The sequence below is a fragment of the Alcanivorax sp. HI0007 genome (assembly GCF_001635525.1).
Classification (GTDB): Bacteria; Pseudomonadota; Gammaproteobacteria; order Pseudomonadales; family Alcanivoracaceae; genus Alcanivorax.
The window spans coordinates 1-14497 of record NZ_LWEJ01000165.1; the positions used below are offsets into that span (position 1 = coordinate 1).

At 60.2% G+C, this 14497-nt stretch carries 15 protein-coding genes and 1 tRNA gene; 2 read left to right on the plus strand and 14 right to left on the minus strand.

Going from position 1 to position 14497, the window contains the following annotated elements; translation table 11 throughout:
• Together A3714_RS08495 and A3714_RS08500 are read right to left on the minus strand one after the other, a co-directional pair.
• The coding region (locus A3714_RS08495; RefSeq protein WP_063527170.1) for an AI-2E family transporter at positions 1-1000 on the minus strand (1000 nt) is incomplete at its 3' end.
• A complete protein-coding gene (locus A3714_RS08500; protein WP_062816945.1) occupies positions 1000-1248 on the minus strand; it encodes a sulfurtransferase TusA family protein in 249 nt (82 codons plus the stop codon). The genes A3714_RS08495 and A3714_RS08500, both read right to left, overlap by 1 nt.
• Positions 1249-1355: 107 nt before the next feature.
• On the opposite strand from A3714_RS08500, the gene A3714_RS08505 reads away from it, so the two are divergent.
• Positions 1356-2786: a M48 family metalloprotease gene (locus A3714_RS08505; protein WP_063525859.1), complete on the plus strand. Its 1431-nt coding sequence runs from the start codon at positions 1356-1358 to the stop codon at positions 2784-2786.
• A 171-nt stretch (positions 2787-2957) separates the two neighbouring features.
• On the opposite strand, the gene nadA is transcribed toward A3714_RS08505, so the two are convergent.
• The 7 genes from nadA to A3714_RS08540 form a co-directional block, all read right to left on the minus strand.
• Entirely contained in the window at positions 2958-4007 is a 1050-nt protein-coding gene (nadA, locus tag A3714_RS08510) for a quinolinate synthase NadA (protein ID WP_062816943.1), read from the minus strand.
• A gap of 148 nt (positions 4008-4155) precedes the next feature.
• A complete protein-coding gene (locus A3714_RS08515) occupies positions 4156-5418 on the minus strand; it encodes a cyclopropane-fatty-acyl-phospholipid synthase family protein (RefSeq protein ID WP_063509055.1) in 1263 nt (420 codons plus the stop codon).
• A gap of 4 nt (positions 5419-5422) precedes the next feature.
• On the minus strand, positions 5423-6190 hold the full coding sequence (locus A3714_RS08520; protein ID WP_063509054.1) for a DUF1365 domain-containing protein: 768 nt from the start codon (positions 6188-6190) through the stop codon (positions 5423-5425).
• Positions 6187-7440, minus strand: a complete 1254-nt coding sequence (locus A3714_RS08525; protein WP_063509053.1) for an NAD(P)/FAD-dependent oxidoreductase — start codon at positions 7438-7440, stop codon at positions 6187-6189. Before A3714_RS08525 ends, A3714_RS08520 begins: the two co-directional genes overlap by 4 nt.
• The gene (locus A3714_RS08530) at positions 7437-8903 is read right to left on the minus strand and encodes a deoxyribodipyrimidine photo-lyase (protein ID WP_063509052.1); all 1467 of its coding nucleotides are present in this window, start codon (positions 8901-8903) and stop codon (positions 7437-7439) included. The genes A3714_RS08525 and A3714_RS08530 overlap by 4 nt, the downstream gene beginning before the upstream one ends.
• A complete protein-coding gene (locus A3714_RS08535) occupies positions 8900-9781 on the minus strand; it encodes a MerR family transcriptional regulator (protein ID WP_063509051.1) in 882 nt (293 codons plus the stop codon). The genes A3714_RS08530 and A3714_RS08535 overlap by 4 nt, the downstream gene beginning before the upstream one ends.
• Positions 9778-10731, minus strand: coding sequence for a DUF523 and DUF1722 domain-containing protein (locus A3714_RS08540; protein WP_062816937.1), 954 nt, complete (start codon positions 10729-10731; stop codon positions 9778-9780). The genes A3714_RS08535 and A3714_RS08540 overlap by 4 nt, the downstream gene beginning before the upstream one ends.
• Before the next feature lie 171 nt (positions 10732-10902).
• Here A3714_RS08540 and A3714_RS08545 point away from each other — a divergent pair, with 171 nt between their 5' ends.
• Positions 10903-11295, plus strand: coding sequence for a DUF2493 domain-containing protein (locus A3714_RS08545; protein ID WP_062817028.1), 393 nt, complete (start codon positions 10903-10905; stop codon positions 11293-11295).
• Between the two features lie 217 nt (positions 11296-11512).
• Here the strand turns inward: A3714_RS08545 and A3714_RS08550 are convergent.
• The 5 genes from A3714_RS08550 to pal form a co-directional block, all read right to left on the minus strand.
• A tRNA-Lys gene (locus tag A3714_RS08550) sits at positions 11513-11588 on the minus strand.
• A gap of 72 nt (positions 11589-11660) precedes the next feature.
• Positions 11661-12329, minus strand: a complete 669-nt coding sequence (gene queC / locus A3714_RS08555) for a 7-cyano-7-deazaguanine synthase QueC (RefSeq protein WP_062816936.1) — start codon at positions 12327-12329, stop codon at positions 11661-11663.
• A 26-nt stretch (positions 12330-12355) separates the two neighbouring features.
• Positions 12356-12997 carry a 7-carboxy-7-deazaguanine synthase QueE gene (gene queE, locus A3714_RS08560; protein WP_062816935.1) on the minus strand — a complete coding sequence of 214 codons (642 nt, stop codon included), beginning with the start codon at positions 12995-12997 and terminating at the stop codon, positions 12356-12358.
• A gap of 89 nt (positions 12998-13086) precedes the next feature.
• Positions 13087-13848, minus strand: coding sequence for a tol-pal system protein YbgF (ybgF, locus tag A3714_RS08565; RefSeq protein WP_062816934.1), 762 nt, complete (start codon positions 13846-13848; stop codon positions 13087-13089).
• A 3-nt stretch (positions 13849-13851) separates the two neighbouring features.
• Positions 13852-14424 carry a peptidoglycan-associated lipoprotein Pal gene (gene pal / locus A3714_RS08570; protein ID WP_062816933.1) on the minus strand — a complete coding sequence of 191 codons (573 nt, stop codon included), beginning with the start codon at positions 14422-14424 and terminating at the stop codon, positions 13852-13854.
• Between the last annotated feature and the right edge of the window lie 73 nt (positions 14425-14497).

Genomic DNA, 14497 nt, shown 5'->3' on the forward strand with positions numbered 1-14497 from the left:
GGGGAATAGCGAAGAATACCCCCCATAATCCCCACATCCCCCCGAACAGCAGGATCGCGGTAATAATCGCTACCGGGTGCAGATTCACCGCTTCCGAAAACAGCAACGGCACCAGAATATTGCCATCCACAAACTGGATCACACCGTAAATCACCATCACCAGAGCAAAATCTCCGCTCCAGCCAAACTGCACATAGGCCGCCGCCACGGGCAGTGTCACCACGGTGGCGCCGATATAGGGCACCACCACCGACAGCCCCACCAGCACCGCCAACAGCACGGTGTAATGCATGCCCAGCAACAGGAACGCGATGAAGGTGACGCTGCCGACCAGGAGGATCTCGATGGCCTTGCCACGCACGTAATTGGCGATCTGGTCATCCATTTCATGCCAGACGTGATCGAGAATCCGTCGGCGACGGGGTAAAAAGCGCATCATCCAGGCAATAATGGCTTCCCTGTCCTTGAGGAAGAAAAATACCAGCAGTGGCAGCAGTACCAGGAAAACCATGACCTCCACCAGATTGGGAATCGACGACAGCGACAGCGTCAGCACCCCCTGCCCGGCTTCCGCCACCTGCCGCTGTATCACAGCCACAATGGAATTGACCTGTTCCATGGAAATCACTTCCGGATAATGCTCCGGCAACTGTCGCAGCCAGGTTTCCCCATTCTTGAGCAGATGCGGCAACTGATCCTGTACCAACAGCAAGGTCTGGCGCCAGACCATGGGCAGCAACACCACCAGGGTGACAACCAACAAACCGAGGAACAGGGTGAACACCAGGTTTACCGCCAGCAAACGCCGCATGCCCCGGCGCTCCAGCCCGGCCACCAGCCCCTGCATCAGGTAGGCAATCACGATCGCTGCCAGCACCGGTGCCAGCATGCCGCCGAAAAAAAGAATCACCAGCCCGGCGGCGAGCAGCACCACCAGCAGATACACTGCCTCCTCGTCGGAGAAGTATCTTTCGGACCAGTTCTTGAGAATACGTAACATCAGCTCTCCTGTTCGCCGCGGCGAATGACAAAGGCATAGTGGCCTTTATTTTCGCCCATGCGAACCAGCTCGTGGCAGGATTGTCTCAGATAAGCAGGAATGTCATCGGCAGAAGCGACGTCGGTGGCAATGACCTCAAGCAACTGACCCGGCTTGAGATGTCGCAATGCCTGCCGGGTCTTCAGCAACGGCATGGGGCATTGCAGGCTGGAGGCATCAATCTGCAGATCGATTGGCTGGTCGCTCATACAGGCGCTTCATTCGTCTCTGGTCTACCGGCATTATAGTCACAACCCGGCTATGGAATAAGGGTCGATCTGTGTCGGTCGGCACAAATAATCACGGGAGTCCCGACTTGAAGTTTTTGCTACGCACTCTTTTATTATGGAGTTGTTGCATCCCGGCAGCCATCAGTGCCAATGACGACTTGCCGGTGCTCGGTGATCCTACCGCCGCACTGATGTCTGCCGACCAGGAATACCGGTTGGGCCGGGGCTGGCTACGCAGCCTGCGCGGCCAGACCTCCATCATGTCCGACCCACTGGTACAGGAGTATGTGGAAAGCCTGGTCTACCGGCTCGCCTCCTACAGCGACCTGAAAGAGCCCAACCTGGACATCGTGGTTATCAACAGCCGCCAGATTAATGCCTTTGCGGTGCCCGGTGGGGTGATCGGCCTGAACGCCGGGCTGTTCCTCAACGCCCGTGACGAGGACGAAGTGGGTGGCGTGGTCGCGCACGAAATCGCCCACGTCAGCCAGCGGCATTTTGCCCGCCGCTACCTGGATTCCCGGAAGATGAACACCGCTGTGCTTGCCGCCATGCTGGCCAGCCTGGCAGTGGCCATCGCCGGCGATGGCGAAGCCGGCATGGCCGGTATTGCTGCCACCCAAGCCGGTGCCATCCAGGCACAGCTGGCTTATTCCCGGCAGAACGAGCGCGAAGCAGACCGGGTAGGTATGCAGACTCTGGCCGCCGCCGGGATGGATCCGAATGCCATGCCCCGGTTCTTCGAGCGCATGCACAACAATCAGCGCTTTGCCGGTGATCCCCCGGAGTTTCTGCTCACTCACCCGGTTACCGAGAGCCGCATTGCGGATAGCCGCGCCCGGGCGCGCTCCCTGCCTACACCGCGCATGAATACGTCCCTGCACTTTCTGCTGGTGCAGGCCCGGCTCCAGGCCGCGTTTATCCAGAGCGATAACCACGCCATCGACCACTTTCTGCGATACAGCAACGAACGCAATGCGCTGGGCTTGCAGGCCGCCCGCTACGGACTGGCCCTGAGTTATCTGCGTGCCGACCGCTATGAGCAGGCCAGAACCATCATGCAATCACTGGCCGAGGAACATCCGGACCAGCTGTGGTTCCGGCTGGGATTGGTGGAGGTAGCCTTGGACGAAGGGGATTACACGCGCGCCATCAACCAGGCCGAACGCGTTCTGGATCTGGCACCGGACAATTACCCCGCGTCCATCCTGATGAGCAAGGCACTATTGAGAAGCGAACAACCCGCCCGGGCCTTGCCGGTCCTCAAACCCTTGCTCAGCGAGCGTCCCAACAACCCCTATCTCTGGGAGCTGGCCGCCGACGCCTATGGGAACAGCGGCGACAAGGTTCGTGCCCTGCATGCCCGGGCGGAGAGCCAGTTTCTGCGTGGCAGGGACCAGCAGGCCATGCAGCAGATGGAATATGCCCTGCGTGATGCCGAAAATGATTTTGCTCTTTACAGCAAACTCAATGGCCGGCTGCAAACCATGAAGGCGTTATCGGAAGAGAAATTCTAGAAGGACTGGCAACGTGTCCGAAAAGTGGCGAGGCAGGTCACGGGGTGGCGGCTTCGGTGGAACGTTAGCGAGTGGCGAGGTACAAGTTGCGAAAGGCGACACCGGTTTTGCCTTTCGTTCCTCGCAACTCGCTTCTCGTGACTGACAATCTTCTCGTCAGGCTTCTGCGTTCTACCCTTTCAAGGACTTGCCAAAGTCCAGCATGCGATTGAGCGGCACCATGGCTTTTTCCGCCAGCGCCGGATCAACGAAAATTTCCTGGCCCATGCCATTATCGTCTTCCAGCACCGCCAGCATGTTCTGCAGGCCATTCATGGCCATCCACGGGCAATGGGCACAGCTGCGGCAGGTGGCGCCGGAACCGGCCGTCGGCGCTTCCAGGAAGGTTTTCCCCGGTGCCAGCTGCTGCATCTTGTAGAAGATGCCCTTGTCGGTGGCAACGATGAAGGTGTCGTTATCCATCTCGCAGGCCGCCTTGATCAGCTGAGAGGTCGAGCCCACCACATCCGCCATCTCCACCACCGGGGCCGGGGATTCAGGGTGAACCAGAATGGCCGCGTCCGGGTAGGCCGCCTTGAGGTCCTGGAGCCCCTTGGCCTTGAATTCCTCGTGGACAATGCAGGCACCGTCCCAACACAGCACATCCGCACCGGCCTTGTCCCGCACATAGCTGCCCAGGTGCTTGTCCGGGGCCCAGAGAATTTTTTCGCCGTTGCGATCCAGGTGTTCGATCAGCTCCACCGCAATGGAGGACGTGACCACCCAATCGGCGCGGGCTTTCACCGCCGCCGAGGTGTTGGCATAGACCACCACGGTGCGATCCGGATGCTGGTCGCAGAAAGCGGCAAATTCGTCCTCCGGGCAACCGATATCCAGGGAGCAGGTTGCCTCCAGGGTGGGCATGAAAACCCGTTTTTCCGGGCTGAGGATCTTGGCGGTCTCGCCCATGAACTTGACCCCGGCCACAATCAGGGTAGAGGCCGGGTGTTCCTTGCCAAAGCGCGCCATTTCCAGGGAATCGGACACGCAGCCGCCGGTCTCTTCCGCCAGGGACTGAATTTCAGGATCGGTGTAATAGTGAGCCACCAGTACCGCGTCGCGCTGGCGTAACAATTCCTTAATGCGCTGACGATAGGATGCACGCTGCTCCTCGTTGAGCGAGTCTTCGTGCTCCACCTTGGCCAGGTGGGCCTGTACCAGTGCTTGTGCCTCTGCTGTCATTGGCTTCACCGCCCGGGGTTTCCCCCTGATATCAATAACTTAGCTAACAACCAGGAAATCAGGGCGGGCATAATACCACAACGCGGCGCCCGGGGAGGTGCCGCGTTAATGCCCTTAACCAATAAAATGCGCCCGGACGGGCGGCTTTTCAAGATGCCGGGCGATAGTCGGGGCCGGCTGCCACCAGGTGCACGGTGCTGATGGCTCGCTCCAGGAAAGCGCCCTCGCAGTAGCACAGGTAGTAATCCCACATGCGAATAAACCGCTCGTCGAAACCCAGCTCGCGAACTTTGGGCAAGGATGCCAGAAACCGTTCGCGCCAATGGTGCAACGTCAGGGCATAATCGTGGCCGATGTCATGGAGCTCCGTGGCAACCATGCGGGTATGCTCGGCCAGGTGCTGACACATCACCGAAACACTGGGCAGAAAGCCGCCGGGGAAAATATAGCGTTTGATGAAATCCACCTGCTTCAGGGCATGCTCATAGCGTTGGTCCGGAACGGTGATCGCCTGCAATACCATCTTGCCATCCGGCTTCAACCGCTCACCCAGCACCCGGAAATACCCCGGCAGGAATTCCGCGCCCACCGCTTCAATCATTTCCACGGAGACCACCCGATCATAGTGACCGGTGAGCTCCCGGTAATCTTCTTCCAGCACCGTCACCCTGTCTTGCAGGCCTTCAGCCTCCACGCATTCACGGGCATGGCGTGCCTGCTCCCGGGAAATCGTCGTGGTGGTCACCTGCACGCCGTGATGCTTGGCCGCATGAATGGCAAGGCCACCCCAGCCGGTGCCGATTTCCAGCAAGGTCATGCCCGGAGACAGTGACAGGTACTGACAGATTTTTTCCAGCTTGTGCTCGGAGGCCTCTTCCAGGGTGGCGTCCGGATGAGGAAACACTGCACTGGAATACATCATGCTGCGATCCAGGAACAGGCTGAAAAAGTCATTACCCAAATCGTAGTGGGCAGAAATGTTGCGCCGGGATCCCTGCAGGGAATTACGGTTGTAGCGGTGCAACATTTTCAGGGCGGGCTTGGACAGCAACGCCATGCCGCCCTCCAGTGCTTTCATGGCATCCACGTTGGCGGCGAAGTAGCGAATCACAGCCACCAGATCCGGACTGCCCCAGCCTTTTTCCAAGTAAGCTTCCGCCGCCCCCAACGCGCCGCCGCTCATCATCATGGAGTAGGTTCGCCAATCATGCAGGCGAATTATCGCGGCATCAGCGTGGCGGGCGTTGTCACCAAGGACCACCTGATTACCGTCGGGCTCATGGATACGAAGAGCGCCGTGGGGCAACGCATTGAGACGCGCCAGCACCAGCTTTCGGGCCACAGTTTGCGGCCAGCGAATAGTCACACTGTGCTCGAGTCGATTGGTTGTGGCTTTTTCGCCAGACAGCATGCGGTCAATCTCCGTACCGATTGTTACTGTTTTTGCCGGGGTGAGAATGAAATCTCGCCCCTTTGCGCCATAGCCGGAATGCCTGCCAGTAGATGGCACGCAACGTGGCTAACCCCTGAGCGCCAAAACGGAAAACCACCGTTGTCATGGTGCGACGATTGGCTTCCTGCAAATTCAGCTGCAAACCTGCCACGAAAACGATCTGGTCATCCTTTCTATCTTCCAAGACTAGGCGCAGGCCGGGTAAAGCCACGTGAAGATCCCAATGATAGTCCAGTGCCATGGGCAGAAAAGGCGATACATGGAACGCCTTGGGATGGCTGGCCTGCCAGCTTCCTTGAGCGTTTTTTTGCAGCTCCAGCGGGTAGAAATGACGCTCACGCCAGGGGGTGTTCTGGACTTCTGCCAGCATGCTGTCCGGCTGATCGCTGCCTTCAGCAAAATGCAGGTACAGCACCAGCGGATTGAACAATGTCCCCAGGGTGCGCCACTGGCCCAGCATCACCACCCTGCCCCCGGTCCATTGCAGCCCCAGCGCGGCCGCCTTTTCACGGACCTTGTTTTCCAGGTTATCCGGGCGGGAGTCCACAAAATCACTGTCCCGGAACACTACCGGGCGCCAACGACGCCCCCAGCCGGGATGCCTCGCCAGCATGGCGTCCACTTCCGCCAGGTCACACCAGACCAGCCATAGCGGGTAATGGAAACCGTGACGGAACGGCACCAGGCGCTGATGCCACACCTTGCCCCTTGCCACCGCCTGACTGATCACGGCACTGACTCCGGGGACAGCGCCCGTACCACATCCAGGGCCGACACCACGCCGTCTTCATGAAAGCCATTGCGGCACCAGGCACCGGCAAACCAGGTGCGCCTTTCACCATTGCCGGCCAACAGCGTCTCTCTGGCCGCCATCGTTTCCGGCGTAAAGAGAGGGTGGGCAAAGTGATAGCGAGCGATGATCTTGTCCGGGTCAATCCTGTCCGTGGCGTTAAGTGTCACGCAAAAGGTTTCCGGCGCCTGGATGCCCTGCAGAATGTTCATGTCATAGGTCACCTGGACGCGATCCTGGTCATTATCGAACAACAGGGCATTCCAGCTCGACCAGACCCGCTGCCGCCGGGGCAGCAAACGGATGTCCGTGTGCAACACCACCTCGTTATCCTGATAGCCAAGCCGTGACAGACAATCCTTCTCGCGGCTGTCCGGGTCGGCCAGCAGGGCCAGGGACTGATCGCTGTGGCAGGCGAGAATGACCTGATCAAAGATCTGCTGTTCGCCGTTCACCGTGAGAGTGACACCCTGGTCGTGGCGGCGCACCTCACTGACCGCGGCGCGGGTATGAAAACGGGCTGAACACTTCGCCACCAGGGGAGCCACATACTGGTTGGAGCCTCCGGGCACCACATACCACTGGGGCCGGTTGGTCAGTGACAGCAGACCGTGATTCTGGAAAAAGCGGATGAAAAACTTGGCCGGAAACACTTCCATCTGCTCCAGAGAGCAGGACCAGATGGCGCCTCCCATGGCGAGGATATAATCCCGGCAGAAACGCTCCCCGTAACCGTGCCGGCGCAGGTACTCTCCCAGGGGCATTTCCCCCGCTTCAGTGTTCAGCAAGCCGGGCGCATTGCGATTGAAACGCAGGATGTCACCGATAAAACGCCAGTGTGACGGACTCAGCAGATTGCGCTTTTGGGCAAAGATGCCGCCCAGCCCATCTCCACAATATTCCAGGCCGTTGCGCTGGTCGCTCACGGCAAAGCCCATGGCGGTAGGCTGCCCCTGCAGACCCAACTCGTCCAGCAAGCGCAGATAATTGGGGTAGGTGCGGTCGTTGAAAACGATAAAGCCCACATCAATGGCGTAATCGCCGTGATCACGACGTACCGGTACGGTGCAGGTGTGGCCACCGAGATAATCGTTGGCCTCAAAGACGTCCACCTGGTGATGCCGGGAGAGATACCAGGCGGCGGTCAGGCCACTGATACCTGCGCCGACAATGGCAATACGCTGACTCATGCCTGTTCCTTTTTGCTGACGGGGCTGTGATGACTGTGATCGTTATCGTACTGGGCCTTGGCGGCCTTGAAGGCCTCGGTGACCCGCTCGCGCACCCCGGCATGGGGCACCACCGGCGGGGGGTAATCCGGTGCCAGCAATGGCTGTTTCCAGGGTTCGTGGACGGTCTTGTTGTCCAGTTCGCGCAACGCGGGCACCCAGTGGGCAATAAACTGACCCTGGGCATCGAAACGCTGACTCTGGCGGACCGGATTGAACACCCGGAAGTACGGCACCGCATCGGTACCGGAGGAAGCACTCCACTGCCAGCCACCATTGTTGGCGGCAAAATCGCCGTCGATCAGGTGCTGCATAAAGAAACTCTCCCCCCACCGCCAATCCAGCCACAGGTGCTTGCTGAGAAACATGGCCGTGACCATGCGCAGACGGTTATGCATCCAGCCAGTGGCCACCAGTTGGCGCATGGCCGCATCCACCAGCGGGTAACCGGTGCGGCCTTCACACCAGGCCTGAAACCGCTCTCGATCCCGGGACCACTGGAGCAGCTCGGTTTCCGGCCGAAACGCGCCACCACGGCTGACCCGGGGGAAACGGGCCATGATCTGGCGATAGAAATCCCGCCAGGCCAGCTCGCCAATCCAGCAGGCGGCGCCATCCCGGGCACCCGCATCGGCCATGGCCCGGGTCGCCGCCCGGTAACAGCTGGCCGGTGACAGGGTGCCGGCAGAGAGGGCCGCGGACAAACCACTGGTGGCAGGTTCGGCGGGGAAATCCCGGAGTTTTCGGTAACCCGCCAGATGGTGCTCAACAAAGTGATCCAGTTGTTTCAGCGCCGCCGACTCACCCGGCTGCCAATGACGGGTCAGGGAGTCGGCCACCGTCAGGGTCTTCAGGGCAGCGTCCACTGTGGTCCTGCCGACAAAATGCCCCTTGCCGTGGCTCTTCTCCGGCAACGACGGCACCGGCTGGAAGTGGCTGTCGAGCCACACATCCCAGCGTTTCTTGTAGGCACTGAACACCGTATACGGCGTTCCCTTGCCGGTATTCAGAGTGCGCGGAGGCACCAGCACACTGTCGTCATAGCCGGTGATACCCACACCCTGCGGCTCCAGCGCCCGGGCCACGGCCCGGTCGCGGTTCAATTCGTTCAGCGGATACTCGCGGCTGCAGAAAATGTGCTCAACGTCATGCTCGCTGGCAAAATCCGCCAGCATTGCCGGCACGGCAGCGAAGTCACCGGCATCCAGCACATGCAGATCCACCCCCCGCGCCGCCAGGGCATCGCCCAACTCCAACAGACTCTGCAGCACATACCAGCGCCGCAATGGCGCCACCTCGTGGGCATCCCACTGTTGCTCGCACAGACAATACACCGCTATTACCGGCCCACCCTGCGCCAGCGCCTGCTGCAAGGCGCGGTGGGCATGAACACGCAGGTCGTTGCGATACCAAACCAGATTCATGGGTTGCCCCCGTTATCGTCTACCGTTGCCACACTGGCCTCGGGATGCATCGTCTCCAGGGCCAGCAATTGCTCCGCCACCGCCTGACGGTCCCCGGTCAGTCGGGTAACCGCTGCCGGCGGCGCCTCCACCACTCTGCCCCAACAGGCGGCAGGCCAGGGCAATGACGGCTGAGACCAGAGACGCTGGCGCTGACTGGCGCTGGGCCAGTGATCCATCACCCAGAGCACCCCGCAGGGCTGCCGGTCAGCCAGCAACGCGGCCAGGGCATCCATCTCCACGTCCCGCTGCAGGCACCAGAGAGGCCGTTGCAGCACCATGGCCAGCTCCAGGGCCGGCAAGGCATCGCCCACTGGCATCAGCAGCCAGCCGAACTCCCGGCGTCTGGGGGACAGAGACAGTGCGCGGGCAGCCCATTTCTGCGTCAGCACCGCGTCCAGCAGCGCCAGGTGGGCAGAGAGGGAGGCACTCCCCGTCAGTTGCTCGCGCAAGGGGTCGGTAAGCTCACGGATGACCTGGCCGTGGCTGTAGTCCGCCAGCAAACGGTTGATCAGTTGCTCAAGTCGGCGCACGTTCATGGTTTCCAGGGCCTGCAGGGCATCCTGCCGGGCCTGCGCCCAGGGCTGACCATTGTCCACGGCCTGTTGCGGCTCCTGCTCCCCCGACAGCAGGGAGGCCACCTGGCTGATGGGCACCCCCTTTTCCACCCAGTGCACAATGCGCCGGATCTGCTCCACCTCGGCGCTCCGATAACGGCGATGCCCTTTGGCGGTGCGTTCCGGTTTCAACAACCCATAGCGACGCTCCCAGGCACGCAGGGTGACCGGGTTCACGCCGCATTGTTCACTGGCTTGCTGAATGGTCAGCACATCGCTCATACCCGGTTCCTCAGTCCCAGGTCATCCGGGTAGGGAGACAGGTAGCCCTGCTTTTCCAGATAGGGCTGTGGCACCTTGCGCATGCCGCCACGCAGCAGGGTCATGGGCACGATCAAAGGCACTTCCTCGCGCAGATAGGCCTCGATCTGTTCATTGATCAGGGCGCGGTCGGTGTCACTGAGCCCCTCGCGCAGGAACCCTGCCAGGTGCTGCAGCGTATTCACGTGAGCCCCCCGGGATACCCGCTTTTTCATGGCCGCCATCAGGCCGTGGATATATTCCTCAGCAATCTCTTCCAGTGGCCGGGCTTTCAGGTCACTGAGCAACGGACCCAGCTGGCGATAGGTTTTCTGGCAGTGCGCCAGCAACTGGAATTTATGTCGGCTGTGGAAATCAATCAGCCGCTGGGCTGTCAGCCCCTGTTCACGGAGTTGGCACCAGTCGTCGTAGAGAAACACCCGTTCGATGAAGTTTTCCCGCAGGGTGTCGTCATTGAGTCTGCCCTCTTCTTCCAGGGGCATGAGGGGATAGTGGCGTTGCAAGGCCGCAGCAAACAGTCCGCTGGCCTCACGGTGCTGGACATGGCCGTCATCGTTATAGACGCGGATACGCTCCATACCGCAACTGGGGGATTTGGCCATCAGGATATAGCCCCGCAGCGGTGCCAGAGAGGGCATGGCCCGGTCGATGAAATCCTGCATCAGCTCGGTATGGTCACGCAGGCCGTCGGTCGTGATTAACCGCAGCATCCCGTCTTGCTCGGTGAGGTGCATGGCCTTGCGAGGCGCGCTGAGCCCTGACCCCATTTCCGGGCAGAGGGAACGAAACTCGAAATAACGGGACAAAACGCCGGTGCAGTAGCGGGAATGTTTGTGCCCCTTGTCGTGGCGCACTTCCAGACCCAGCAAACAGGCGCTGATACCAACCGGGATTTTTGCAGAGCGGATCATGTGCCACCTCATACCTGTACAAAGAATTATATTTGTACAAGTTTAGGCCGGAGTACAGTCAACACGCCGTGAAGCCTGTGATGATCCTGGCTCGCGGCATCACAACCGGTGGGTGCAATCCCGGGCCAGGCTATCTATACTGCCCGAAAAACTGACCAAATGGACAGTATCATGCGTATCCTTGTGTGTGGCGGTCGGGATTTTTCCGACCAAGCATTACTCACCCGCAGCCTGGCACGGCTGCTGCGTGACAACACCTTCAGTCTGCTGATTCACGGCAATGCCAGTGGCGCAGACCGGCTGGCCAGCCAGTGGGCCCATGACAGCGGTGTGGACCAGGTCAGTTACCCGGCCAACTGGGTGGCCCACGGCCGGGCGGCGGGCCCCATGCGTAACCGGCGCATGCTCCATCACGGACGGCCCCAGGCCGTGGTGGCCTTTCCCGGCGGACGAGGCACCGCCAACATGATTCAGCTGGCCGAGGATGCGGGCCTGCCAGTCTGGCAGCCGGCGCTGGATGGCGAAGATGGCCTGCCCACAGCCCAGGGCCTGGTCGCCCGCTGACAGCCCCCCGCTCTTGTCTTTCAGCACACAGGACGCCATGACAACGCCCGTCCCGGTGTTCCCGGTGGAGGCCACTGGGCAAAGCGGGTTGGAGAGCGGGTTGGAGAGAAACAGCAGCCGGGGAGCGCCGGCTTCAAGGGGATGAGCGAAAGGTGGCGCAGACTGTCTGTGACTGCAGAAACGAAAAAGGGCCCGCCGTAGGCGAGCCCTTTAAATATGGTGGGTCGTGCTGGATTCGAACCAGCGACCAATTGGTTAAAAGCCAACTGCTCTACCAACTGAGCTAACGACCCGCTCCCGAAGGAGGCGCAAATAATACGGATTTATTTCCGGGTGACAAGGGGGAAACCGATTTTTTTTCCCCTTTACTGATAGTTTGTTGGATCTTTGACCAATGCCTCTTCAAAGCCCTGCTTGCGCAGGCGACAACTGTCGCATTTGCCACAGGCATTGCCATTCTCGTCAGCCTGATAACAGGACACGGTCAACCCATAATCCAGCCCCAGAGCCGTGCCCTGCTGGATGATCTGCGCCTTGCTCAAGTGCATCAATGGCGTTTCCACAGTGATCGGGCTGCCTTCCACTCCCGCCTTGGTGGCCAGATTGGCCATGGTCTGGAACGCCTCAATAAAGGCCGGTCGACAATCCGGATAGCCGGAATAGTCCACCGCGTTGACACCGATATAGATGGCCTGGGCCTCCACCACCTCCGCCAGACCCAGGGCCAGAGACAGAAAGACGGTATTACGGGCAGGCACATAGGTGACAGGAATACCCTCACCGCCCTCCTCCGGCACCGCAATGGAATGGTCGGTGAGCGCAGAGCCGCCAATATTGCCCATGCCCAGTTCAATCACCCGATGGCTGAGCGCGCCAAGGGCTGCGGACACCCGCTCCGCCGCATCCAGCTCGGAACGGGTGCGCTGACCATAGTCGAAAGCAATGGTATGGCACTGGTAGCCCTGATCCCGGGCAATGGCCAAACAGGTGGCCGAATCCAGACCACCGGACAGCAATACCACGGCTTTTTTCATTGATGGCTCTCCTTCAAACCTGTCAGCTAGCGCCCGCGGGCGTCATTCCAGAGTAGTTTGTGCAATTGCAGCTGAAACCGGACCGGCAGGCGGTCCGCCACAATCCAGTCAGCCAGCTCTCCCGGGGCCAACTGCCCCTGTACCGGAGAAAACAGCACGTCGCCGACCCGCTGGGGTAGCTGATGCTGATCAAGCATGAATCGGGCCCAGTCATAGTCCTTGCGGTCCGCCAGCACGAACTTGACCTGGTGATGGGGGCGCAGCAGCGGAATGTTTTCCAGCCGGTTGTTGTGCTGCTCGCCGGAGCCCGGCGCTTTCAGGTCCATGACCACGGAGACGCGCGGGTCCACCTCCGCAATATCCATGGCGCCACCGGTTTCCAGGCTGACTTCATACCCCTGATCGCACAGGGCGGTAAGCAGCCCCAGGCAGTTGGGCTGGGCCAGGGGCTCGCCGCCGGTGACCGTCACGTAGTGGGCCTGGTAACCGGCCACCTGCGCCAGGATCGCCTCGAGAGACCATTTCTCGCCACCGGAAAAAGCGTACTCGGTGTCGCACCAGACACAACGCTGCGGGCAGCCGGTCAGACGAACGAACACCGTGGGTCGGCCCACCGTTCGCGCCTCGCCCTGAAGGGAATAGAAAATTTCGGTCAGACGGAGGTCCACAACATCTCCTGAGCACCCGGGAGGGGGAAATGCGGCGGATTCTATCACCTTTGCCGGCGTCTGTGCCGCCGGCAAGGCAACGATAGGGATTACTTATCGAGTTGTTCCAACAGCGTCTTCGCCTGGTTGGCTTCCGAGCTGTCCGGATACTGCTTGACCAGCTTGTGCAGGTTCACCTTGGCCTGGGAGACCTGCTCGTCACGGGCCTGCATCACTGCCAGGGTATAAAGGCTGGTGGGCGCTTTACTGTGTTCCGGGTAGTCGTCTACCACTGCCTGGAACTGGGCCTGGGCCTTCTCCGGCTTCGGGGTCTTCAGGTTACTGTAGACCTTGCCCAGCCAGAAGTGGGCGTGGGCACGGAATTGCCCGTTGGGAAAATCATTGAGGTAACCCTCGAAGGCTTCTGCCGCCGCATCAAAGTCGCGCTTGATCAGCTTGTCCTTGGCGGCACTGTAGGCATCACGGTCGGCTTCGGGGTCATTGGGCGCCGCACTGTCGGCGCTCTCTTCTGGCTGCTCGGTCTTGCTCTGCTCAGCCAGCGTATTGATTCGGGTATCCAGGTCCAGGTAGCGCTCACGTTCAGCATCCTTCATGACCTGTAGTTCATGCCGCAACTCTTCGATCTGACCCTGGAGTTGCTGTATCTGCTCTTCGAACTGCTGTTGTTGCTGCATGAGAAGCAGCAACCCATCCTGACTTGCAGTACTACCGGCACTACTGCCACCGGAGCGGGCCTGCGCCAGGCTTCTCTCTTCAACGGCCAGCGGCCCGGTGTTCTGTGCTTGCGCACAGAACACCAGGGAGCCGAGCACGACGCCTGCGAGCAGGCGCGTTCTCTTTACTGCTTTCATGCCTTACGGACGGCCGGCAGTGTAGTTGATTTCTACACGACGGTTCTTGGCCCAGTCCATTTCGCTGTGACCAAATGCCGCCGGCTTTTCTTCACCGTAGGAAACGATTTCCAGCTGGGAAGAAGACACACCCTGAACCCGCAGGAACTTCTCTACGGCCTTGGAACGACGCTCGGACAGAGCCACGTTGTACTCGCGGGTGCCGCGCTCGTCAGCATGACCTTCCAGGCGCACTTTGGCGTTGGAGTTGTTCTTCAGATAGGTAGCATGGGCACGCAGAGTTTCGAAAGCTGCCGCCGGAACGGTGTTGCTGTCGAAAGCGAAGTAGATCACCCGGCTGTCAGTGGTGCCATCGTAGTTGGACGGATGGTTGTAGAAGTTGTCAGCTGTCAGCGGAATGCTGCTGGTGTCCGGCTTGGACGGAGTAGACGGCTCAACCGGAGTTACCGGAGAGGTATCAGTCTGCTGGGACATATCGTCGGTTGCAGAGCTGTCATCTTCAGTCGGGGTGCTGGAACAGGCTGCCAGGGCAGCTGCCAACATCAGGGCGAACAGCGGGTTAAGAAATGAACGCATGCGAAAAGCTCCTATAATTTCCTAGTATTGGACTCCGAGAATCACTCAGAGGAACGGCGACCAGGCCGGTTCT